Origin of the sequence: Candidatus Sphingomonas phytovorans (assembly GCA_029202385.1) — a bacterium.
In the GTDB taxonomy this organism is placed as follows: domain Bacteria; phylum Pseudomonadota; class Alphaproteobacteria; order Sphingomonadales; family Sphingomonadaceae; genus Sphingomonas; species Sphingomonas phytovorans.
Map to the genome: position 1 here is coordinate 770,934 of CP119314.1, position 21,028 is coordinate 791,961.

The following is a 21,028-nucleotide window of genomic DNA, read 5'->3' on the forward strand; positions in this document are numbered from 1 at the left end:
CATGGCACCGTTGAATATCAGCCATGTCCGGGGACCGGCGGAGCCGCCGCTGCTCGATATGACGATCGGCGCGGCGCTGGTCCGCGCCGCGGATCTCTGGGGGGACCGCGAGGCGCTGGTCTCGGTCGAGCAGGGTGTGCGCTGGAGCTTTGCGGAGCTGCTGGCCCGGGCTGACTCGCTGGCGGCCGGCCTGATCTCGCTTGGGCTCGAGCCGGGGGAGCGAATCGGAATCTGGTCTCCCAACTGCGCCGAATGGACGCTGCTCCAGTTCGCCGCGGCGCGGGCCGGGCTGATCCTCGTCACGATCAACCCGGCCTATCGCCTGTCCGAGGTCGAATTCACGATCAATCACGTCGAACTGAGCGCGCTGGTCGTCGCCGAGCGATTCAAGACGAGCAACTATGTCGAGATGATCGAAGCGCTCGCCCCGGAACTGGCGGGCAGCGTGCCGGGTGGCTTGCGTGCCGAACGATTGCCGTCACTGCGCTGCGCAATCCAGATCGACGGGGACTCGCGGCCGGGATGGTTGCGACTGGGCGACATCGCGGCGGTATGCCCGGGCGTACGCGAACAGCTCGACCGGATCGGGGAAGGGCTCGACCCTGACGATGCGATCAACATCCAGTTCACCAGCGGCACTACCGGCCTGCCCAAGGGAGCAACGCTTTCCCACCGCAACATCCTCAACAACGGCTATTTCGTCGGACGCGGCATGGCGCTCGGGCCGGATGACCGAATCTGCATCCCAGTGCCGCTCTATCATTGCTTCGGCATGGTGCTCGGCAACCTCGCCAGCCTCACCCATGGCGCGGCGATGGTCTATCCCTCTCCCGGCTTCGATGCGGGGGCGGTGCTGAACGCCGTGGCGGCTGAGCGCTGCACCGCATTGTACGGCGTGCCGACGATGCTCATCGCGGTGCTGGCTCATCCCGACTTCGCCTCGTTCGATCTCTCCTCGCTTCGCACCGGCTGCATGGCTGGCGCGATCTGCCCCGAGCCGCTGATGCGCGACGTGATCGGCCGACTGAACATGCGCGACGTGACCATCGGCTACGGCATGACCGAGACAAGCCCGGTCAGTTTCCAGACCGGGCTCGATGATCCGATCGAGCAGCGGGTAGGGTCGATCGGCCGGGTCCTGCCCCATCTCGAATGCAAGGTGGTCGATGCCGATGGCGAGGCCGTGCCGGTCGGCCAGCCGGGCGAGCTCTGCACGCGCGGCTATTCGGTGATGCTCGGCTACTGGAACGACCCCGAGCGCACGGCTGAGTCGATCGATGCGGACGGCTGGATGCACAGCGGCGACCTCGCGACCATCGACGCGCAAGGCTATGGCAACATCGTCGGCCGGCTCAAGGACATGGTCATCCGCGGCGGCGAGAACATCTATCCGCGCGAGGTCGAGGATTTCCTTTATCGCCACGCCGGGGTCGAGGACGTTGCGGTGGTGGGGGTTCCCGACCCGAAGATGGGCGAGGAGCTCTGCGCCTGGGTGCGGCTCAGGCCGGGCGCCGAGGCCGATCCGGAGACGCTGCGGTCGTTCTGCCGCGGCCAGATCGCCCACTACAAGGTCCCGCGCTATATCCGGGTGGTCGACGCCTTTCCCACCACGGTCACGGGCAAGATCCAGAAATACTTGATCCGCGATGCAATGATCGCTGAACTCGGGCTCGACGAAAGAGCCTCGGGCCCGTCGTTCGAACCCCATCACAAGCAAGAGGTGAAATAATGAAGCTGTTCCTGACTGGCGCTGCCCTCGCGGCTTTCGCCACCGTTTCCGCGGCGAGCGCGCAAACCGCATCCACGCCGCCCGCGGCCCCGTCGGCAACGCCAGCACCTGCATCGACTGCCGGCGGGAAGTTCTCGCTCGATACGCCGATCCAGGACATCGTGGCGGACGAGCGCGGCAAGGCAGTGATGGACAAGAATTTCCCGGGCATGACCGCCTTGCAGGAATATGACATGTTCAAGGCGCTGAGCCTGCGCCAGGTCCAGCCCTATTCGAACGGCAAGCTCACCGACGAAATCCTCGCCAAGGCCGAGACCGATCTGGCGGCGATCAAATGAAGCAGCTTGGCCGGCATCTGGGCAATGGCGTCGCACTTCTCGCGCTGATCGGCGGCGTCGTGCCGTCCGGGGTCGCCATGGCGGCGGCTTCGCAGGAAGTGCCGGCCTATAAGGACCGCGGCGCGTCTCTGGAGAAGCGCGTCGCGGATCTGATGGGTCGATTGACGCTCGACGAGAAGATCCTCCTCCTTGCCGGGGAGACGTCGATGACGCTCAACCCGATCCCGCGGCTGGGCATCCCCTCGCTCAAGATGACCGACGGGCCTACCGGAGTCCGGTCGCCGGACGGCAAGCCGGCAACCGTCTTTCCCGTCGGCGTGGCACTGGCGGCCACCTGGAATCCCGAACTGGTCGGGAAAGTGGGCACGGCCATCGGCCTGGAGAGCCGCGCCCATGGCGCCGACGTCCTGCTGGCGCCGACCGTCAATATCGTGAGAACGCCGCGCTGGGGGCGTAATTTCGAAACCTATTCCGAAGACCCCTGGCTCACCGGCCAGATCGCGCTCGGCTATGTGCGCGGGGTGCAGGGCACCGGTGTCGGGGTATCGATCAAGCATTTCGCGGCGAACAACCAGGAGACCAACCGGTTCGTCGTCGACTCGGTCGTCGATGACCGGACGATGCGCGAAATCTATCTGCCGGCGTTCGAAACCGTGGTGAAACAGGCTGAACCATGGTCGGTCATGGCGTCCTACAACAGGCTGAACGGTACGTTCGCGACCGACAATCGCTGGCTGTTGACCGACCTCCTCAAGAAGGAGTGGGGTTTCAAGGGTTTTGTCGTGTCCGACTGGGGCGCCACGCATTCCACCGCGCCTGCCGCCAATGCCGGCATGGACCTGGAGATGCCCGGTCCGCCTTCCAATTTCGGCGCGAAGCTGAAGGCTGCGGTCGATGCCGGCAAGGTGAGCGCGGCGCAGATCGATGACAATGCCAGCCGGATAGTGCGCTTCATCGTGCGAAGCGGCGCGCTGGACCGCGCGCCGGTGACCGAGGCGACACCGGGCGCGCTGCATCATGCCGCCGTCGCGCGAAAGGCCGCCGAGGAAGCGATCGTGCTCCTCAAGAATACGGGCGTGCTGCCACTCGATCCGTCGATCCGTTCGCTCGCCGTGATCGGTCCCAATGCCGATGTCTCCCGCATCCAGGGCGGGGGCAGTTCGGCGGTGGAACCGTTCGATGCGATAACGACGCCGCTCCAGGCGTTGCGCGCGGCATTGCCGGGCGTGCAGGTCACCTACGCGAAGGGCGTCGATAACGAAGAGACGCCGCCTGCGGCATTGCCGGCCATGTTCAGCCCGGGACAGGATCGCGCCGAAACCGGCATGGCCGCCACCTATTACGCCACTGCTGACGCCTCGGGAACGCCGGTGCGGAGCGAGCGGGCGACCAGCTTTCTCAAGCGGATCAGCGGCAATGTCGCGGGGCCACAGGTGACCGGCTATAGCGCGCTTCGGTGGGAGGGTCTTTTCTGGCCCAAGACCTCCGGGCCTCACGAATTCAGCGTTCGCGGCACTGGAAACGCCACGATCACGTTCGACGGCAAGACCATCCTCGACAAGGCCACCGCCTCGACCCCGGATATCCGCGACGTGCTCGGTTTCCCGATCCCGCGGCGGACCGTGGTGGTGGATCTGGTCGCGGGGCGCGGTTATCCGATCCGCCTCGACTACAAGACCGGGCAGACACCGTACGAATATCTCAGCTTCGGCGTTCGCGAACCGCGACCCTCGCTCGATGCCGCCGTCGCAGCGGCGCGAGCGGCCGACGCGGCGATCGTGCTGGTCGGATCGTCCTCGACGACTGAGGGCGAGGGATATGACCGCACGTCGCTCGACCTGCCGGGAGACCAGAACGGCCTGGTCGAGGCAATCGCGGCGGCGAATCCGCGCACCGCGGTCGTCGTGAACGCAGGGGCTGCGATGACGATGCCCTGGCGGGATAAGGTACCGGCGATCCTCGACATGTGGTTGCCGGGCGAAGGCGGGTCGGCCGCGCTGGCGGATGTGTTGTTCGGGCGGGTGAACCCCTCGGGCAAGCTGCCCGTTTCGTTCCTCGCGCGGACTGAGGACGATGTGGTGAATCTGAGGAATCCGAAGAGCAGCTACTCGGAAGGGTTGCTGGTCGGTTATCGCGGCTATGAAGCGCGAAGCGTGAAGCCGCTGTTCCCGTTCGGCCACGGACTTTCCTACACCAGTTTCACCTATTCCGGTCTCCAGGCGCCTGCGAAGACAGGCGGAAACGCGTCGGTGAAGGTACGGTTGACCGTCCAGAACAGTGGGTCGCGTAGCGGGCAGGAAGTCGTCCAGCTCTATGTGGCGCCTGCGGTTCCCCTGGCCAATGAAGCGGCAAAGCAGCTTCGTTCCTTCGCGAAGGTCGAGATACCGGCGGGCGGGAAGCGCCGTGTCGAGCTCACGCTCGATCCACGATCCTTCTCCTACTATGATGTTGCTGCCAAGCGCTGGCAGGTCAGGCCAGGCGAGTACAAGCTGATGGTCGGGGCGTCGTCGGAGGACCTGAGGCTGGTTCGCTCGATCCTCGTGTCCAAGTGACGGTCGCTGACGACAGGGCCGATCGCATGGCGGCCTCGAAGACGCTGCAACGCGGCCTCGATTTGATCGAGGCCGTGGCGCGCGGGGAGGGGCATCCGGTCAACCTGGCTGATGCTACGGGGCTCACCTATAGTACGACGCATCGCATTGCGGGCGTGCTCGTCGAACGAGGCTATCTGGTTCCGATCAGGCGCGGTGGCTACCGGCTTGGTCCGACCGCGGCGCATATCGGGTTCGAGGCACAGCGCCAGCTCGACCTGATCCAGGTTGCGCGCCCGCATCTAGAGGCGGTTGCTGCCGCGACGCGCGATACCGCGAGTCTTGCGGTCCTGCGGGAAGACGGGGTCCTCCATCTCGATGTGGTCCTGGGCACACGGCCCACGATCGTCGCGCGGCGTCTCGGAGAACGCCAGCCATTCGACTCCGCGATCGGCAAGGTCCTTCGCGGCGCCGACTTCGCGGCGGGCGAGGAGGAGGGGGGTCAGATCTATTGCGCCGCCGCCCCCGTACGTGGTTTCGCGCGGAACGTCGTCGCCGCGCTCGCGCTGTCGAGCCCGGCGCGCGATAGCGACGAAGCCCGTGCGGAAGCGCTGGCGCGTGCTGTCACGGAGGCAGCCGAAGCCCTGTCGCACGACCTTGGGTCGGTTGCCCGGTAGATCGCGACGTCCCCGTGATCTGGCGACGCCTGATGCCGGCTATCTGCTATTGCGAGGGCGACTGCTGGACTCGAACCAGCCGAAGCTCGATGGTCTGGCCGGCCGGCGGCAGATCCATATGGGTATCGGTGATCCACAGCAGCTTGCCATCGGCGGCGAGAATGCGGGCTGACACCGAATAGCGATTGCGCGCGATGATCCGGGCAGGATCATAATCGAGCGAGAATGCCAGCGGCACCTGCCGACCCTTTGTCGGGATCGTGACCTGGGCGATCGTCACCGACGGGGCATCCATGAGACTGACGTCGCTGATGGTCACGACAAGCTGCGCGTCGGTTGGGAGCGCAATTCGTTCACGATAGAGTGCTGTTCCCGACAGCGTGACGGTTTGTTTCGAGGACGGCAGGCCAGGCCCCTTCTCGACAGTGGCCGGATGGCACGCGCTGAGGCCGATGAGCAACGGCAGGAAAAGGTGGAAGCTTCTCATCGGGATTTCCTCTCATCAACGGAATGAAAGCTGTTCGTTCGCTTCGGTCGACGGCTGGTCAATCGCAGGCGGCATTCTCCAGTTCGGCGCTCTCACCGGCGCGTGCCGGGCATATCCGGCGACGCTATTCCCCGACCTGTATGGCCGCACGCGGCTGAACGGTGCCCTTATCGCAAACCTTTGGGCCGATAGATAGTAGTCATGCCGCTGAGAGGATGTCCCGCATGCGGGCAACTTTCGCATGCACGGAGAGGCGTAGGCGGGGATGCCTTTTGCCCGGCACTTGCCAGGCCTCATTGACGTGGTGAGGCGATATCCTGGAACGACCGGTTGCCGATCGGATAGTCCTGCCAGCCGACCAGATCGAAATGCCACCATTCCTGGGAATAGACGGTGAAACCGTTACGCTCCATCGCGGTACGCAACACTTCGCGCAGCCATCTTTGCTCGTCGCTGCCGCCGACATAGTTGGAATAGGAACGGCTGGAGAATTCGTCATAGCGCCCCGTCGTCACGATCGGCGCACCCGTGGCGAGATCGACCATGGTGAGATCGACCGCAGCGCCGCGATTGTGACGGGACCCCTGGCTTGGATCGGCAACGAAGATCCGGTTGGAGGGCGGCGTCGCGTCCCAGAACATCTTGGTGACGTACCAGGGACGATAGGCGTCGTGGATCATCAGGCCAAAGCCCTGCGATGCCAGGGAACGATGAACCCGCCCGATCGCTTCAGCCGCCGGGCGCTGCATGAATGCGCCGGCGCGTTCATAGATCTTCTGACCCATGAAATTGTTGGTGGTGGCGTATCGAATATCGAGGCGAATGCCGGGATCGATGGCGGTCAGCGCCACAAGATCCGGCATTTTGACCGGACTGGCCTCGGCTGGCGGGCTGGCGGCCCGTGCGGCGGTACGCAGCGCGTCGATGCCCGTATTCATGACCGAATGGACGGCGGCTTCCGCTTCGGCACCAAAGTCTCGCCTCGGGAACCGGATCGCGCCGAGCAACGCTGCCGTCACCTTGCCAGAGGCATCCCGTTCGAACCGCAAGGATTCCAGCGGATACAGCCCGAGACGTTCGGGAAGGGCGTAATGGTCGGCTTCCAGTCGCCGCAATGGCGACCAGCCCGTCCACTCGATCCGGGCATAGGGCCTGCCGTCGCGCTGATAGACGCGAAGGATATTATGGTCCCAGCCATATTCGCCGATCAGGCCGGCCAGTTCGGTGTCAGGCACTGAGGGGCGTTGCCAGTCCGTGCGCGTATAGCGCCTGCCTGCCAGTTCGACCGAATTCGCATCCGGGGCGAAGGAAAACGCGTCGCTGAAATATTGGGCATCATCCAGATAATAACGGTCGCCGTTCTGTCGAACTTCCGCGGCCACTTCCGGCCCGTCGAGCACGAGACCGCCGTCGAAAACGCGAACGTTGACGCTGTCGTCGCCGTCGACGAATCGGCCCGATTTCCGCACGGCGTCGGCACCCGATACCCTCCGGGTCTGCAACCATTGCGGTAGTGCCGCCCCATCCCGCGCGGCGAGCAGGCTGCGTAGCGCGAAGGAGCCGATACGGTCCGCTGTCGGTCCGGCATCGACGGTGCTGAAAACGACCACGCCGATACCGGCATCGGGCATCATGCGCACATCGGCCACATGGCCATAGACGGCGCCCGAATGTCCCACGGTACGCTGGCCGTCGAGCATCCCCAGTATGAAGCCGAGTCCGAAACGGCGTGCGCCGGGCGGCACCTCAAATTGGGGCCGCCACATCTCCGCCAGGCTTGCGCTCCGCAGAAGCGCGCCATTGCCTCCGGGCAGCGCGCCGGCGTTGAGCATCGAGGTGGCGAACAGGCCAAGATCGTCGACATTGGTGTAGAGATTACCCGCAGCGGACGTCCCCAGATCGAAGGCAGGGGCCTGCCAACGGCCACCGTCGAATGACGCCATTTGCGCATAGGCGATGGGAGTCTTGAGCTCGGTGCGCGCGAAGCTGCTGGCATTCATGCCAAGCGGGGTGAGTACCAGCGTGCGGACGGCATTTTCGAACGGCATGCCGGCAATGCGTGCGACCACCTCACCCACGACAGCGAGACCGGCATTGGAGTATTTCGTTGTCGTGCCGGGCCTTGCTACCAAGGTCGTGTCGTTGAGACTGGCAACCGTATCCGCCTGCCCCTTTGGGGTGGCATCGAAATAATTCCCGCGGGGTGGTTCGCGGACCAGGCCGCTGCGGTGAGTCATCAACTGCCGCAGGGTGATCGCCGTCCCAAAGGGATTATGTGGCGAGAATTCGGGTAGATAGCGTGTGACGGGTGCATCGAGATCGATCTTGCCCTGCTCGACCAGCCTCATCACCGCGACGTCGGTAAACAATTTGCTGACCGACCCAGCCCGATAGAGGGTGGCCGGGCTTGCCGGTCGGGTGCCTGCCGCGTCGGCGTTACCCCAGGCCGCGGACCATATTACGCCCGACCTGTCGACCAGTGCCACCGCGATCGAGGGGATCGCCTTGTCCTTGAGTTCAGCGCGCGCGGCGGATTCGATATTGCGCGCGGCAGTCGCAACGACGGGCGCGGGTGTCGCCGGGTGACTGGATTGGGCTGCGGCCGGACTGATGGCCGCAGCGACCGCCACAGATAGGATGAGCAGGGGCCGGATCATTACTTCAGCCGACCAGCAGGAAATAATCATAGGCCGCGCGGGCGATATCGGCGATCACGCGTTCCTGCACCTCGGTACCCTTGGTGTCTCCCTTGACATAGACGGCGATGGCGAACTTGCTTCCATCGGGCAACGTGACGAGGCCAACGTCGTTGGCGATGCTCATCAGGGTACCGGTCTTGTGCGCGACAACGGTGCCGACCGGCAGCAACCCCTTGAGGCGCTTGTCGCCGGTGTGGCAGCGCTCCATGATTCCGAGGAGCGCCTTGGTGCTGGCAGCGCTGACCGCCTTGCCCGACTGGATCTTCAGCAACAGGTCAAGCATCGCTTCCGGCGTCGTGCTGTCTCGGGGATCGTCATTGAAGGACTTGTTCGGTTTCCCGCTGGCGTCCTGATCGCGCTTCGATGGATCGGCGGCAAAGGCTGCCTTGATCCGCTCCGCAAAGGTTCCGGGCCCGGGCGGGATATCAAAGGCGCGGTAGATGATATGGGCGGTATCGCCATCGATCTGCTGGCCGGTCACGCCGAGCTTCCGAAGCCAGGCGGTGACGGCGGCCGGTCCTCCCGCCTGTGCGGTGAGAACGTCCGTCGCCGTGTTGTCGCTACGGGTCAGCATCAATTCAAGCAGGTTGTAGAGCGACAGCGAAACGCCGGGATGCGGCGTCTGCTCGGCGATCCCGTCGGAGTCCACGACCATCGCCGGATCAACCGCGATCATCTGGTCGAGCTTCAACTCGCCCTTGTCAATCCGGGAAAAGATGGTTCCGGCCACGGCGATCTTGAACGTGCTGGCGAGCGGAAATGTCGTGCCCGCATTCAATACTGTCCGGCTATTCCCGTCAACGCGCTGCACGGCGACGCCCACCGTGCCGTCGGTCTGCTTCGCCAGCCGCGCGAATTCGTTGGCTAATCGCGTTCTCGCATCCATTGCCCCCGGGTCCGGCGCAGCGGCTGCGCCATGCGCGAACAGAGGCGAACCCGCCAGAAGCGCCACGGCGCTTATCGCAGACAGAAGAGGCATTTTTTTCATGGAGACCCTTTTCAATCTGATCGAGGGGAGGGGAGCCACGGACTCTCGCCTCTCATCTGAGGAGTTCATCGATTTTTTTCGGTTTTGTCAACTAATGTCCCGGTTGGGCAATTTTGAGCGGTGGGAGCAATGGTTGAGCCGAAGTTCGATCTGAAAATGGACGCTTTTTCGGGTTTTTAGCTCGTGATGACAGTGATATCGGTATGTGCTAAATAAGAAAATCGAGTGAAAGGAAGAGAATGCGGCCTGCCAGTCTTCGCGAATCTCCGGCCAGTGACCGACAGGCGTTCGCGGAGGACAATCCTGGAGCGGTCCTGCGCGAGATACGCAGAGCCAATGGCTGGACACTTGCCGATGTCAGTCAGCGCACTGGTATGCCAGTCTCCACGCTTTCCAAGGCCGAAACCGGCAAAATGTCGCTCAGCTATGAAAAATTGCTGCGTATCAGCCGCGGTCTCGAGATCGATATAACCAGACTCTTTTCGACCGCGGCGCCGGCCCCCGTCAGTCGAAGCGCTGTTACGGGGCGTCGCAGCATTACGCCGTCAGGCGAGGGGCCTTCGATCCGCACCGCAACGTATAATTATGTTTATCCGTCGGCGGATCTGCTTCACAAGACGCTGAATCCAATGATCATCGATATCCAGGTGCGATCAATCGAGGATTTTGGTGATCTGATGCGCCATCCGGGCGAGGAATATGCCCTGGTTCTTGAAGGGCAATGTGAATTCTATTGCGACCTGTATGCGCCGTCTCTTCTCAAGACTGGGGATTCCATTTATTTCGATGGGACGATGGGGCACGGATATGTGGCGGTCGGTGAGGGGCCTTGCCGTATTCTGTCCATATGCTCGGCGACCGATGCGGATTTGAAATCGGCCCTGACGCCGATCGATGGTCGGGGCGTTTCCAAGCTCTGAAAATTTTCTAATATTGAAAAATGAATCCTGTCGTGCCAATCATCGCCGATGGCACGGGGGTGATGATGGGCATATCGAAGGAAAACGCCGCCAAGGCGCCGCTCGACTGGTGCTTCAAGGCGTGGCCGGCCAATGTGCCTGCCTATATGCCGGACACGCTGGCTGATCTCGGCTGGTCCATCCTGAACGAGGATGTCATGCTGCCCGTCGCGGTGCTGAGCGAGAGCGCCATGCGACACAATAGCGCCTGGATGCGGCGTTTCACCGAGCTGGCGGACGTCAAGCTCGCGCCGCATGGCAAGACGACCATGAGTCCCGAACTGTTCGACCTTCAGTTCGCGGATGGCGCATGGGGCATGACGGCGGCAACGGCGGCGCAGGTTCGTATCTATCGCGCGCATGGGATCAACCGCATCATCCTGGCCAATCAGCTCGTGGGGCGCCAGCCGACTGACTATGTGCTGGGCGAACTGCGCGGCGATCCGGATTTCGATTTCTACTGCCTGGTGGATTCGGTGGCGGCAATCGAGCAGCTCGAGCGGCGGATGTCCGCCTATCCGCTGGCCCCCAAAGTCCAGGTGCTGCTTGAGCTGGGGCTTGATGGCGGGCGGGGCGGCGTCAGGGACGATGATGAAGCGATGGCGGTCGCCTTGCGCGCGTCGGTGTCTCACCATCTGTCATTGCGGGGCATTGAGGCGTTCGAGGGCATCCTTCAGGGTGGAGGTTCGGAGGGGGAGGCCAGGATGTGCGGCCTCCTGCAGCGCATGGTCGATATCGCCGAGCGCTGCAGAAGGAACGGGCTGTTCTCGGGGCGGCCGATATTGTCGGCAGGGGGCTCCTCTTTCTTCGATGTGGCGGCGGCTGTTCTGCATCAGGCAGGCGAGCGCGGGGCTTATGAGGTCATCCTGCGCAGCGGATGCTATCTGGTCCATGACAGCAGCTTCTATGCTGAACTCGTGGAGCGACTGATCGCGCGATCTCCCAGCGCGGCAAGCCTGGGGGAGGGTTTGAGGCCGGCGCTTGAGGTCTGGGCATATGTACAGTCCCGTCCTGAACCGACCCGTGCGATCATCGGTCTCGGCAAGCGGGACACCTCGGCCGATGTGCGCGATCCGACTCCGGTGCGTTGGGCCCGGCCGGGCGAAGGAAAGCCTCTCCTGCTTGATGCCGGGCACAGGACCGTGCGGCTCGACGACCACCACGCCTATGTCGACGTTCCGGCAGATTCTCCTTTGCAGGTGGGAGATATGGTCGCCTTCGGTGTGTCACATCCCTGCACGACCTTCGATCGCTGGCCTGCCTTGTTTGTGGTCGACGATGCTTTGACCATCACTGGAGCCGTAAGGACATTTTTCTAAGGCAGGTTTCTGCGGGGAGGGGCGTCGTTGATTTGAGAGGGACGCATGGAACCGCCAGCTCCAGGGTGCTCGCCATTTAGATTGACAAATCCCCGAATGGGATGATTATATCTAAAATAGATAATAATTTCGATATACGAAAAACTTTCACACGTGCTCGGCCCCACTGGCCTGCGCGTCGAGCCGGCAGGGATGGGGATGGCATGAGGTCTTTACATTCGTTCAAGCTGATTGCCGCTGGCATACTTGCGATGCTCGCCGTGCCGGCCACGGCGCAGCAGGCCAGGCCGCAGGCGGCTTCGTCGCCCCGGCCGGTTGCGGATGCGCGGGCTGCGGTTCCTGGAGCGCAACTGACCAAGGCCGATGTGGATGCATGGCTGGACGGTTATATGCCCTATGCGCTCAAGCGAGGCGATGCTGCCGGCGCGGTCGTGGTCGTGGTCAAGGACGGCGCAATATTGACCCAGCGCGGTTTCGGTTATGCCGATATCGACGCGCGCAAGCCGATCGATCCGGAAACGACGCTCTTTCGGCAGGCGTCCGTGTCCAAGCTCTTCACCTGGACTGCGGTCATGCAGATGGTCGAGCAGGGGAAGATCGATCTCGACCGGGACGTGAACGCCTATCTCGATTTCAAGATTCCGCTCCGTGATGGAAAACCGATCACGATGCGCAATCTGATGACACACACCTCTGGTTTCGATGAAGTCCAGCGCGGCATTTACAGTGACGATTCCAGAAATATTCCGCCGCTCGGCGCCTTTTTGAAACAGTCGCTGCCGCGCCGGATCTTTGCGCCGGGTACCACGCCGGCTTACTCCAATTATGCGACGGCCCTGGCCGGCTATATCGTGGAGCGTGTCTCGGGCGTGCCTTATGACGACTATATCGAACGGCATATCTTCGCCCCGGCCGGCATGAAGTGGTCGACCTTCCGCCAGCCTCTGCCACCGCGACTCCAGGCGCTGATGGCGAAAGGATATACCCTCGGGTCAGGCAAGCCGAACAAGTTCGAAATGAACTATCTTGTCCCGGCGGCCGGCCTGACATCCTCGGGCGCCGACATGGGGCGTTTCATGATTGCCCATCTCGATAATGGCGGGGGTCTGCTCAAGCCCGCGACTGCGCTGCAGATGCATACGAGCATGCTGACCGTCATACCGCCGCTCAACCGCATGGCGCTGGGTTTCTACGAACAGAACGTCAACGGCCGCGAAGTACTGTCTCACGCTGGCGATACCGTGGTCTTCCACAGCCAGCTCTGGCTTTTTCCGAATGAAAAAGTCGGCATCTACATGTCGATGAACGCTGCCGGCACGCAGGGCGTGTCGGGGGTCATTCGCAGTCAACTGCTCGACTCATTCGCCGATCGTTATTTCCCGGCCGAACAGCATGATGCGAAGGTCGATGCAGCGAGCGCCCGGGAGCATGCGCGCCTGATGGCCGGCACTTATGTCAAATCCCGGCGACTGGAATCGAGTTTCCTGAAGGTCATGGAGCTTGCCGGCGGACAGGTGAAGGTCGGGGTCGACGGCAAGGGCGCGCTTCGTCCGCAGGCTTTCCCTGGCCTGGGTGGGCAGGCCCGCAAATGGGTCGAGATCGCGCCGTTCGTATGGCGAGATCAGGATAGCAAGATGCGTCTCGCCGCCAAGGTGGAGAACGGCAAGGTCACGCGTTTCAGCCTGGACGCGACTCCTTTCATGCTGTTCGAACCCGTGGCCTGGTATCTGTCCAGTGCCTGGCTGACTCCTGCCCTATTGTTCAGTCTGGGGGTGCTGTTGCTCACGGCCCTCTCCTGGCCGGTCTCCGCGCTTGTCCGTCGCCACTATGGGGCCAAGCTGGCGCTCACGAGAACCGAACTGAAAAGCTATCGTCTGACACGCGGTTTCGCTGCTCTCGCGGTTGCGGTCATGCTGGCGTGGCCTGTGTTCATCACCATCCTGCTGTCCGATTTCTCGTTCCTGGGCGGGCAGCTCGATTGGGCATTGATCCTGCTCCAGCTTCTTACGCCGATCGCCTTTTTTGGCCTGGCTTTCCTGACAGCCTGGAATCTCTGGCTGGTCTGGAAGGGCAAGCGCGGACGGTTCTCGAAGGTCTGGAGCGTGGTTCTGCTGCTCTCGTCAATCATCCTCCTGTGGGTTGCCGTCGGGTTCCACCTCATCGGTTTCGGTACCAGTTTCTGATCGTCGGAAGAGCTGGAGCCCGATGCGCAGTTCGGGCGCCGCTCTTCTTCGTGACGATGGCGAAAGCCTCAGCGCGGCAAGGCGGGCAGGGTTCGGTGAGTTTTGCACCGCTGCATGAGGATCGTTGGATGAGAAAATTTCGATTCTATTTGCAATTATCCTAATTGGAAAATACGATCCTGATCGGGATAGGGGTGCTGGAGCGGGGAGGGGCAATGCGATTATTTCCACGAACCTTCCGCCGTCACATGATTGACCGTCCAGCGGCGGTTGAATCCACCACTTATTCGACAGGCAGGGGCGCGCCTCGCCACAGCGTCGGGCAGGGTCCTGTTTTTCTCGCACGTGTCGGACGATCCTCCGATCACGATTCAGCAATCGACTGGCCCGATTCCATCGGGCGGCCCGGGCTCGGCCATGTGCCGCGGGCGGACCGTCGATCTTCTCTTTTGATTTGCAAGGTATGAATGGTGGGTACCAACACATCCTTTGATGCGGGCACGATTAGTCTGAGCCTGCCCCAGCCCTATCTGTTGTTCCTCGGGGACACGACCCAGGCCGGATTCGCCAAGACCGCCTATGGTCTGCGGGACTGGGCGCCCGACAAATGCACGGGCGAATATGCATTGCCCACCGCAACCGTCAGCACCGGGTTGCCGGTGTTGACCCCTGCGGAAGCCCATGCCCGGGGTGCGCGATCGATGCTGATCGGTGTCGCCAACAGCGGCGGCGTCATCCCCGCGAGCTGGATTCCGGCTCTGGTCGAGGCGCTTGAGGCTGGCCTGGACATCGTCAGCGGCATGCACGTCCGCCTGGCGAGCCTGCCTGAACTGGCTGTTCTGGCCGAACGGCTTGGACGGCAGCTCATCGACGTCAGGCATCCGCCGCTTGGCCTGACCGTGGGCACCGGGCGGAAACGAACGGGCAAGCGGCTGCTGACCGTCGGAACCGATTGTGCGCTGGGCAAGAAATATACCGCGCTCGCTGTGTCGCGGGCCTTTGCTGGCCGTGGGCTCGACGTGCATTTCCGCGCCAGCGGGCAGACGGGGATCATGATCGCGGGCGGCGGGCTTCCCATGGACGCTGTCGTTTCCGATTTCGAGGCCGGCGCTGCCGAGATGCTCAGCCCGGATGCTGCGCCCGAGCATTGGGACGTGATCGAAGGGCAGGGATCGCTCTTCCATCCGGCCTATGCGGCGGTGTCGCTCGGCCTTCTCCACGGAAGCCAGCCCGATGTCCTCATCGTCTGTCATGAGCCGGGCCGGACTCAGATGCTGGGTACTCCAGGCTATGCGTTGCCAAGCCTCGAGGAGACGATCGATATCAACCTCCGTCTCGGGGCCCGAACCAATCCGGCGATCCGGTGCGCGGGCATTTCGTTCAACACAGCGCATCTCGGCCAGGAAGAGGCGATCGCGGTAATGGCCGAGGAGAGCCAGAAGCTGGGTCTTCCGGTTGCCGATCCCATTCGCGGCGGCGACCAGTTCGCCCGCCTGGTCGACAACTGCCTCGCATGACCGATGTGGCCGCCATGACGGGAAAAGGTGGATCCACCTGGTTCCAGCGTTTCCTGCTGCCAGGCTTCGCCTTCAAGGCGGTGGTGATCGGCGGCGGCTATGCCACCGGACGGGAGCTTGCCGAATTCTTCCTGCCGAGCGGCCCTTGGGGTGGCCTGGCCGCCATGCTGCTGGCGATGGTGTTGTGGAGTGTCATCTGCGCGGTGACCTTCGCATTCGCCCATGCAGTGGGGGCTTTCGATTATCGCAGCTTCTTCGAGGAGTTGCTTGGGCCTGGCTGGATCGCGTTCGAGATCGGCTACATCCTCTTCGTTACCCTCATCCTGGCCGTATTCGGCGCGGCCGCGGGCGCGATCGGAAGCGCGATGTTCGGTTGGCCACCGCTTGCCGGCACCTTGTGCCTGGCGGCGGCGATCGCGCTGTTCGCCACCTATGGCAACAGTTCGGTGGAGCGGCTTTTCAAATATGTCTCGTTCCTGCTGTACGGCGTCTACGCCTTGTTTCTGGTGTTGGCGCTGAGTGATTTCGGCGACCTGATCGCGGCGAATTTCAGCATTCCGGCGCCGAGCGACGGCTGGGCTTTGGGCGGGCTGACCTATGCCAGCTACAACGTCGTCGGGGCGGTGGCGATCCTGCCGGTGGTGCGCCACATGACCAGCCGGCGCGACGCGGTGGTGTCGGGGATGATCGCGGGGCCTCTCGCCATGGCGCCGGCACTTCTCTTCTTCGTCTGCATGATCGCCTTCTATCCCGGCATCGTCCACGAGACATTGCCTTCCGACTTCATGCTGCAGCGCCTCCAGCTGCCGTTCTTCCATGTGCTCTTCCAGTTCATGATCTTCGCCGCACTACTGGAAAGCGGGACCGGCTCGGTGCATGCCATCAACGAGCGCATCGACGCGGCACTGCGCGCGCGCTGGAACAGGTCGCTCAGTAACCGGGCGCGGGGCATCATTGCCGGCACGCTGCTGATCGGGTGCATGTTCCTCGCTGATCGCTTCGGCCTCGTGGCCCTGATCGCCAGTGGCTACCGCGCGCTGGCCTATGTCTTCCTCGCGATCTTCGTCTTGCCGGTGCTCACCATCGGTGTCCTTCGACTGATGTCGCGCAACCCAGGCCGAAAGAAACAGGCGTCCGAAAGCGTCGCCAAGGGGATATCATCATGACATCGACCAGATCGTTCCGCCGCGCCGCGTTGTTCATGGCATCGGCGATGTTCGTCGTCGCGCCCGTCATGGCGGCGGCGCCCGAAGGGTTCAACGCGCGGGTAGAGTCCCTGCGCAAGCAGGCCGGTGTGCCGGGCATGTCAGTGGCCATCGTCGAACAGGGCAAGGTCACGCTTGCCGAAGGCTTTGGCGTTCGCAAGCTTGGCGGCAGCGACAAGGTGGACGCGGATACCATCTTCCCCACCGGCTCGACCGGCAAGGCGTTTACGGTCGCCGCGCTGGCCGTGCTGGTCGATCAGGGCAAGATCAAATGGGACGACAAGGTGACGGATCACCTGCCCGGCTTCCAGATGTACGACCCCTGGGTAACACGCGAGATGACCATCCGCGACCTGCTGGTCCACCGCAGTGGACTCGGATTGGGGGCGGGCGACCTGCTGTTCGTGCCGCGCTCCAATCTCAGCCGGGCCGAGAGCGTGAAGCGGTTGCGCTACATCAAGCCGGCAACCAGTTTCCGAAGCGGCTACGCCTATGACAATGTGCTGTACATGGTCGCGGGCCAGCTCATCGAGGCCGTCAGCGGCCAGACATGGGAGGCATTTACCCACGAGCATGTCCTGAAGGCCGCTGGCATGAAGGAATCGACCAGCGATGGCGAAGCGCGCTTCGCGACCGCCAATCGCGCTTTCCCCCATGCGCGGATGAACGGTGGACTGCGGGGCGCAGGCGACCAGGAACAGCTCGACGAGCATGACGAACTCGGCCGTAATGCCGCGCCCGCCGGCGGGATGGCGATCAGCGCGAGCGACATGGCACGGTGGCTGCAGATCCAGCTTGCCCATGGCAAGCTGCCGGAGGGCAATGGCCGCCTGTTCAGCGAGGCGTCCTCGCGTGAGATGTGGAATCCGGTGGTGGTGATGCCGATCCGCCAGCTCCCCGAGCCGCTCAAGGCAGCGCAGTCGCAGTTCGAAACCTACGCGCTGGGCTGGAACGTTCGCGACTATCAGGGAACGAAGCTCGTCATGCATGGCGGCGCGGTGTTCGGTTTCCTCACCATGGTGGTGCTGATTCCGGAAAAGCAGGTGGGTTTTTCCATCGTCATCAACTCCGAGGACCGCGAACTGGTCAACGGCCTCGCCTATGAGCTCGTCGATCACTATCTGGGCAGACCGAACGCGCACTGGCCTGAAAAATGGTCGGCCTTCAACAAGCAGCAGGTCTCCGACGCGCAGAAGGCACTGAAGGCGGTCCAGGCGACGCCGGCGAAGATCGGCCCCTCCCTTCCGCTGGAGCGATACGCCGGGACCTATGCTGACGCCTGGTACGGCAACATTGCCGTGGGCGGGGGCAAGGACAAGCTGACGATCGATTTTACATCGACCCCGCGCATGACGGGCACGCTTGAACATTGGCAATATGACACCTTCGTCACCCGCTTCGACGACAAGGCGATCGAGCCGGCCTATGTGACCTTCGGTCTCGACGCCGATGGCAAGGTGGATCGCGTGACGATGCGTCCGGTCTCTCCAATCGCCGATTTCAGCTATGATTATCAGGACCTTCTGTTCACGCCTGCAAGGAAAGAGAAATGAGCAAGGGCTCCTGGTGGCCGCGCACGAGGCGCTGGCTGAAACGTATCGTGCTGGGCCTTCTCGCCCTGTTGCTGCTCGTGATCGTCGTTGGCGTGGTCTACGAAATTCTGGGCCGGTGGAATGCGGAGAAGGCATATCCGCCGCGCGGGCAGATGGTCGATATCGGCGGACGGCGCATCCACATCGATTGTCGCGGAACGGGATCGCCGACCGTTATTCTCGAGGCCGGGCTTGGCACGGGCGGGACGATCGACTGGAGCCTGGTCCATGACAAGATTGCCCAGTTCACGCGCACCTGCGCCTATGACCGGGCCGGTATCATGTGGAGCGATCCCAAGGACACGCCACAGGACGCGGCCGCGGTGGTCGAGGATCTCCACGCCACGCTGAAGGGCGCCGGGATAACTGATCCGCTGGTGCTAGTCGGGCATTCGATCGGTGGCCCGTACACGACGACCTATGTCGGCAAATATGGCGATCAGGTTGCCGGGCTCGTCATGGTCGACCCCTCCCATCCCGATCAGGTCGAGCGGCTTGGGAAAGTGGTGAAGACCAGCGTCGATCCGATGCAATCCCTGGGAATGATGAAGACCATTTCGGCCTTGTCCTGGACGGGGGCTGTGCGGTTCGGGTTCAGCATGGCCAACACCAAGGTGACGAAGGTCCCGAGCAAGGAGATGGCCAAGGCGTCCGCTTATGCCAGCACATCAGTCAATGGGGCGATTTCCGAACTCGAGGGGTTCAATCGTACGATGGCCCAGGCACGCACTGTCCATAGTTTCGGGAACCGCCCGGTGATCGTGCTGACCGCCATGGCACCTCTGACCCCCGACCAGCTGAAGAGCCTGGGTGTACCCCCGCAGCAAGGCGCGCTCTTCAAGCAGACATGGCGGGCTCTCCATCAGGAACAGGCGCGAATGTCGACGCGAGGGCGCGAACAGAGCGTGTTCGACGCCACCCATTACATCCAGGTCGATCGGCCCGATGTCGTGATCGCGGCGGTCAAGGAAGTGGTCGATACTGTCCGCGCGGACGGCAAGACCAGCAAGTAGCAGGCATATCGCGCGCGCCGCGGGCTCCCAGGCCCGCGGCCGATGCGCGGAGCATTCGAACCCCGACAGGGAGAGGGAATAATGAAGCACATTTTTCTTGGCTGCGCCGCATCGATGCTGCTCGTCGCGAACGCGCCCGCACCGGAATATGACATCGTCATTCGCGGCGGCCGCGTCCTCGATGGGGCGGGCAATCCGTGGGTCGGTGCCGACGTCGCCGTCAAGGATGGCCGCGTGGTCCGCATCGGCAAGGTTGCCGGACGGGGCAAGAAGGAAATCGATGCCAAGGGACGTTACGTCTCGCCCGGGTTCATCGACATGATGGACCAGTCAGGCAGCATCCTGCTCAAGAACGGTGCGGCCGAGAACAAGCTGCGCATGGGCGTAACGACCGTCATCGCGGGCGAGGGCGGAACGCCGGTGGATGCGGCCGCGATTCCCACGTATTTCCAGACGCTTGAACGCCAGGGCATCTCGGTCAATTTCGGGACCTATTATGCTTCCACCCAGGCGCGTGTGAAAGTGATGGGCGATGGCGCGGGTTCCCCCACCGCCGCCCAGCTCGACGCCATGGGGCGCGAGGTGATGACGGCAATGCGGGCCGGCGCGTTCGGCATCACCAGCGCGCTGATCTATTCCCCGAGCAGCTTCCAGACCACGGCGGATCTGGTGTCGCTGGCGAAGGTCGCGGGCCGGTGCAACGGTTTCTACGCGACCCATATGCGCGACGAGAGCGCCGACCTTGTCCCGGCGATCAAGGAAGCGATCGAGATCGGCGAGAAGGGTGGGGTGAAGGTCGAGATATTCCACCTGAAGGCTGCCTTCGCCCCCGAATGGGGCAAGCTGATGCCGCAGGCGCTCTCGACCATCAATGCGGCGCGCGCGCGTGGCGTTGACGTCGCAGCCGATCTCTATCCCTATACCGCCGGCGGCACCGGTCTCGAGATCACCGCCCCGAGCTGGGTGTGGGCCGACGGCGTCGAAAAGGGCATCGAAAGGCTCCGCGATCCCCAGGTTCGCGAGCGCATGAAGAAAGAACTCGCGGCCGGGTCGATGCCCGGCTGGTCGAATCTCGTCTTTGCTTCCGGCGGCTGGGGCAATGTGGTGCTCGCCAACGGCTTCAGTGCGAAATACGCCCCCTATCATGGGCAGAGCCTCGAAAAGATCGGCGCGGCCCTGAAGCGCGACCCGGCTGACGTGGCATGGGACATCCTGCTGGAGGGGCTGCCGAACCGGTCTGTCGCGCTGTATTTCATGATCAGCGAGAAGGACATCGAGGCAGCGCTGCATCAGCCCTGGGTCAGCATCGGCAGCGATGCAGCGGCATCGGCGAAGCTGGGTGAGATAGACGCGCTCGGCCTTCCACATCCCCGCGCCTACGGCACCTTTCCGCGCATCATTGCCGAATATGTGAAGCGTCGCCCTGTCCTGTCGCTTGAGGATGCCGTGCGGAAAATGACCAGCTGGCCCGCGCAGCGAATGGGGCTGACCGACCGTGGTCTGATCCGCGACGGGATGCGCGCCGACATCGTCGTTTTCGACCTCGACACGCTGGATGACGTGGCAAGCTGGGAAAAGCCTACGGCGCTTCCCGCCGGGATCGAGACGGTGATCGTCAACGGCGTCGTCACGATCGAGGGCGGCAAGCACAATGGCGCGAAGGCAGGCAAGGTCCTTCGTCATAGCTGCGACGCCTAGGCCGGGTAGCGTCCATGCCCATGCGCCGTCACATCCCGAACCCTCGTTTCTGGGCACCGGCGGTCCGGGCGGGGCGACACGATCTCCAGGGGA

The 21,028-nt window shown here is 63.2% G+C and carries 15 protein-coding genes; 12 read left to right on the forward strand and 3 right to left on the reverse strand.

Annotated elements, in window-relative coordinates; genetic code table 11:
• The first annotated feature begins 1 nt into the window (after nucleotide 1).
• The 4 genes from P0Y59_03740 to P0Y59_03755 are packed head-to-tail and all read left to right on the forward strand — an operon-like array spanning nucleotide 2 to nucleotide 5,275.
• Nucleotides 2–1,729, forward strand: a complete 1,728-nt coding sequence (locus tag P0Y59_03740) for an AMP-binding protein (protein ID WEK00821.1) — start codon at nucleotides 2–4, stop codon at nucleotides 1,727–1,729.
• Nucleotides 1,729–2,067, forward strand: a complete 339-nt coding sequence (locus P0Y59_03745) for a hypothetical protein (GenBank protein WEK00822.1) — start codon at nucleotides 1,729–1,731, stop codon at nucleotides 2,065–2,067. The genes P0Y59_03740 and P0Y59_03745 overlap by 1 nt, the downstream gene beginning before the upstream one ends.
• Complete coding sequence (locus P0Y59_03750) at nucleotides 2,064–4,619, forward strand: glycoside hydrolase family 3 C-terminal domain-containing protein (protein WEK00823.1); 2,556 nt, start codon at nucleotides 2,064–2,066, stop codon at nucleotides 4,617–4,619. The genes P0Y59_03745 and P0Y59_03750 overlap by 4 nt, the downstream gene beginning before the upstream one ends.
• Nucleotides 4,616–5,275 carry a helix-turn-helix domain-containing protein gene (locus tag P0Y59_03755; protein ID WEK00824.1) on the forward strand — a complete coding sequence of 220 codons (660 nt, stop codon included), beginning with the start codon at nucleotides 4,616–4,618 and terminating at the stop codon, nucleotides 5,273–5,275. The genes P0Y59_03750 and P0Y59_03755 overlap by 4 nt, the downstream gene beginning before the upstream one ends.
• A 46-nt stretch (nucleotides 5,276–5,321) precedes the next feature.
• Here the strand turns inward: P0Y59_03755 and P0Y59_03760 are convergent, their stop codons facing one another.
• From P0Y59_03760 to bla, 3 genes are all read right to left on the reverse strand, one after another.
• Nucleotides 5,322–5,762 carry a YbaY family lipoprotein gene (locus tag P0Y59_03760; GenBank protein WEK00825.1) on the reverse strand — a complete coding sequence of 147 codons (441 nt, stop codon included), beginning with the start codon at nucleotides 5,760–5,762 and terminating at the stop codon, nucleotides 5,322–5,324.
• A gap of 293 nt (nucleotides 5,763–6,055) precedes the next feature.
• Nucleotides 6,056–8,449: a serine hydrolase gene (locus P0Y59_03765; protein WEK00826.1), complete on the reverse strand. Its 2,394-nt coding sequence runs from the start codon at nucleotides 8,447–8,449 to the stop codon at nucleotides 6,056–6,058.
• On the reverse strand, nucleotides 8,424–9,413 hold the full coding sequence (bla, locus tag P0Y59_03770; protein ID WEK00827.1) for a class A beta-lactamase: 990 nt from the start codon (nucleotides 9,411–9,413) through the stop codon (nucleotides 8,424–8,426). Before bla ends, P0Y59_03765 begins: the two co-directional genes overlap by 26 nt.
• A gap of 275 nt (nucleotides 9,414–9,688) precedes the next feature.
• Here bla and P0Y59_03775 point away from each other — a divergent pair, with 275 nt between their 5' ends.
• The 8 genes from P0Y59_03775 (at nucleotide 9,689) to P0Y59_03810 (ending at nucleotide 20,935) form a co-directional block, all read left to right on the forward strand.
• Nucleotides 9,689–10,369 carry an XRE family transcriptional regulator gene (locus P0Y59_03775; GenBank protein ID WEK00828.1) on the forward strand — a complete coding sequence of 227 codons (681 nt, stop codon included), beginning with the start codon at nucleotides 9,689–9,691 and terminating at the stop codon, nucleotides 10,367–10,369.
• Nucleotides 10,370–10,401: 32 nt separating this feature from the next.
• Nucleotides 10,402–11,727 (forward strand): alanine racemase, encoded by a 1,326-nt coding sequence (locus tag P0Y59_03780; protein WEK00829.1) that lies wholly within the window; start codon nucleotides 10,402–10,404, stop codon nucleotides 11,725–11,727.
• A 203-nt stretch (nucleotides 11,728–11,930) separates the two neighbouring features.
• Nucleotides 11,931–13,910, forward strand: coding sequence for a serine hydrolase (locus tag P0Y59_03785; protein WEK00830.1), 1,980 nt, complete (start codon nucleotides 11,931–11,933; stop codon nucleotides 13,908–13,910).
• Between the two features lie 470 nt (nucleotides 13,911–14,380).
• A complete protein-coding gene (locus tag P0Y59_03790; GenBank protein WEK00831.1) occupies nucleotides 14,381–15,427 on the forward strand; it encodes a DUF1611 domain-containing protein in 1,047 nt (348 codons plus the stop codon).
• Nucleotides 15,424–16,593: a hypothetical protein gene (locus P0Y59_03795; protein ID WEK00832.1), complete on the forward strand. Its 1,170-nt coding sequence runs from the start codon at nucleotides 15,424–15,426 to the stop codon at nucleotides 16,591–16,593. The genes P0Y59_03790 and P0Y59_03795 overlap by 4 nt, the downstream gene beginning before the upstream one ends.
• On the forward strand, nucleotides 16,590–18,185 hold the full coding sequence (locus P0Y59_03800) for a serine hydrolase (GenBank protein ID WEK00833.1): 1,596 nt from the start codon (nucleotides 16,590–16,592) through the stop codon (nucleotides 18,183–18,185). Before P0Y59_03795 ends, P0Y59_03800 begins: the two co-directional genes overlap by 4 nt.
• Nucleotides 18,182–19,237 carry an alpha/beta hydrolase gene (locus P0Y59_03805; protein ID WEK00834.1) on the forward strand — a complete coding sequence of 352 codons (1,056 nt, stop codon included), beginning with the start codon at nucleotides 18,182–18,184 and terminating at the stop codon, nucleotides 19,235–19,237. Before P0Y59_03800 ends, P0Y59_03805 begins: the two co-directional genes overlap by 4 nt.
• An 81-nt stretch (nucleotides 19,238–19,318) precedes the next feature.
• The gene (locus P0Y59_03810; protein WEK00835.1) at nucleotides 19,319–20,935 is read left to right on the forward strand and encodes a D-aminoacylase; all 1,617 of its coding nucleotides are present in this window, start codon (nucleotides 19,319–19,321) and stop codon (nucleotides 20,933–20,935) included.
• Nucleotides 20,936–21,028: the final 93 nt, after the last annotated feature.